Origin of the sequence: Kitasatospora sp. MY 5-36 (assembly GCF_001182915.1) — a bacterium.
Taxonomy (GTDB): domain Bacteria; phylum Actinomycetota; class Actinomycetes; order Streptomycetales; family Streptomycetaceae; genus Kitasatospora.
In genome coordinates, this window is record NZ_LFVW01000549.1 from 1 (window position 1) to 2,714 (window position 2,714).

The following is a 2,714-nucleotide window of genomic DNA, read 5'->3' on the forward strand; positions in this document are numbered from 1 at the left end:
GTCGGCGCCGGCCAGGACGGCGGTGCGCCCGGGGTGGGCGGCGACGGTGTCGCGCAGGCGGTCCAGCAGATCGGTCATGACGGCTCCTCAGGACTCTCGGGCGGCGGCGGCCATGGTGTGCAGGGCGGCGGCGTAGGTGTCGATGAACTGCTCGGCGGTGTGGTCGGCGACCAGCGAGCGCTGGTGGTCCACGGCGAGCAGCACCCGCTGCGTGACCGGGTCCTGGATGACCGAGGCGCCGAAGGCGAAGCTGTTGGGTTCGTGGCGCAGGGTCGGCTCGGTGCCGATCCGGCCGTCCACGATGCGGGCCGAGCTGAGCCGGCCGAGGGCGTGGAAGCGCAGGTAGCCGAACTGGCTGTCCAGCGCGGTGTCGGTCATCAGCCGGGCGAGGCGGGCGAAGGGCACCCGGCGGTGCGGCATCATGTCCAGCTCCTCGCGGTGGACCTCGCGGACCAGGGCGAGCAGGTCGTCGGTGGGTTCGCAGCTCAGCGGGACGGTGTTGAGGAACAGCCCGTACACCTCGGTGCCGCCGAGCCGTTCCAGCCGGCCGTTGACGGCCAGGCCGGTGGTGACGCGCCGACGCCCGGTGACGGCGGCGAGGGCGTGCAGGTGGGCGGCGAGCGCCACCGACTTGACCGGCACGCCGAGCGCGTCGGCGACGTCGCGCAACTGTCCGGGCGCCTCCGGCAGCACCCGTTCGACGGTGCGCGGCGCCTCGTGCACGGACTCGCTGCCGGGGAAGGACTGGCCGCTGACGCCGTCCAGCCGCTCGCGCCAGTAGGCGAGTGAGCGCTCGTCCCCGGCGGCCTGCCGTTCGACGGCCACGAAGTCGCGGAAGGCGGTGCGCGGCGGCGGGGCGGGCGCGCCGAGCGGGTCCTCGGCGATGGCCGTGTGGCGTTCCAGGATCTCGGTGAGCAGCGAGGTGAAGCTCCAGCCGTCGAGGATCGCGTGGTGCTCGGAGACGGTGAGCTGGTAGGCGTCCTCGGCGAGGCGCTGCACGGTGATCCGGAACAGTGGCGGCGCGGTGAGGTCGAAGGGTGTCCACCGGTGGGTGTCGAACACCTCGCGGATCGCGGTGTCCTGGTCCTCCTCGGCGGCGCCGCGCAGGTCGGCGAACTCGACGGGGGCGGGCAGCCGGCCGTGGACGAGCTGCAGCGGTTCGCCGTAGCCGGACAGGTCCAGGCCGGTGCGCAGCACGGCGTGGCGGTCCATGGCCTCGGCGACGGAGCGGCGGAAGGCCTGCTCGTCGAGGTCGCCGGAGATCTTGTAGGAGTTGACGTTGTGGTAGCTGTCGGTGCCGCCGGCGATCTCCATGTGGAAGACCATGGAGAGCTGCATGGACACCATCGGGTAGGCGTCGACCAGGCCGGGCGGCAGGTCGGCGCGGTCCTCGGGGGTGACCAGGGCGAAGGGCTCGTGGGCGTCCGGGCCCTGGGTGACGGGCTCGGCGAGCGGCAGCAGGGCGGCGACGGTGGGGGCGTTGAAGACGTCCCGCAGGCTCAGCCCCCAGCCGCGCTCGTGCAGCGCGCCGGCCAGCTGGACGGCCCGGATGGAGTCGCCGCCGAGGTGGAAGAAGTCGTCGTGGACGCCGATGCCGTCCACCCCGAGGACCTCCGTCCAGACGGCGGCGAAGGCCTCCTCCTCCGGGGTGCGCGGCTCGACGTGCCGGCCTCCGGTGGCGGTGGCCCGCTGGCCGGGGGCGGGCAGCGCGGCGCGGTCCACCTTGCCGTTGACGGTCAGCGGCAGCGACTCCAGCACGGTGAAGCTCGCCGGGACCATGTACGGGGGCAGCGAGCGGCCGAGGAAGGCGCGGACGTCGGCGGGCTCGCGTCCGGTGACGTACGCGGCGAGGCGGTCCTCGTGCACGGTGACGACGCAGGCGTCCACGTCCGGGTGGGCGGCGAGCGCGTTCTCGATCTCGCCGAGCTCGATCCGGAAGCCGCGCAGCTTGACCTGGAAGTCGGCGCGCCCGATGTACTCCAGCCCGCCGCCGGGCAGCCGCCGGGCGACGTCGCCGGTGCGGTAGAGCCGGGCCCCGGGCGGGCCGTACGGGTCGGCGACGAAGCGCCCGGCGGTGAGGCCGGGGCGGCCCCAGTAGCCGTGGGCGAGGCTGCCGCCGCCGATGTAGAGCTCGCCGGCCGCGCCGGGCGGCACCGGCCGCAGCCAGTCGTCCAGGACCTGGGCGCTCAGGTGCGGCATCGGCGTGCCGATCAGGCTGCGCTCGAAGCCGGCGCTGCCGGCCAGGTCGTGGGTGGTGACGTGGACGGTGGTCTCGGTGATGCCGTACAGGTTGCACAGCCGGGCCGGGGGCGGCGGGTCGAGTTCGAACCAGCGCTGGACGACGGCCGGGTCCAGCGCCTCCCCGCCCAGCATGATCCACTTCAGTGCGGGCAGGGCGCGCGGGCTGCGCCGCAGCACCGGCTCCAGCTGGCGCAGCGCCGAGGGGGTCAGGCAGAGGTACGAGACCTCCTCCTCCGCCAGCAGCTGGGCGAACTCCTCCGGCGAGCGGCTGGTCACGTACGGGACGACGACCAGGCGGGCGCCGTGCAGCAGGGCGCCCCACATCTCCCAGACCGTCCAGTCGAAGGCGTAGCTGTGGAAGAGCGTCCAGGTCTCCTGGGGGCCGAAGCCGAAGTGCCGCTCGCCGTCCGCCATCAGCCGGCTGACGTGCTCGTGGGCGACGGCGACGCCCTTGGGGCGGCCGGTGGAGCCGG

The 2,714-nt window shown here is 74.3% G+C and carries 1 protein-coding gene; it reads right to left on the reverse strand.

Annotated elements, in window-relative coordinates; translation table 11 throughout:
- Positions 1–87 precede the first annotated feature (87 nt).
- The coding region (locus AE652_RS29740; protein WP_049657062.1) for a condensation domain-containing protein at positions 88–2,714 on the reverse strand (2,627 nt) is incomplete at its 5' end.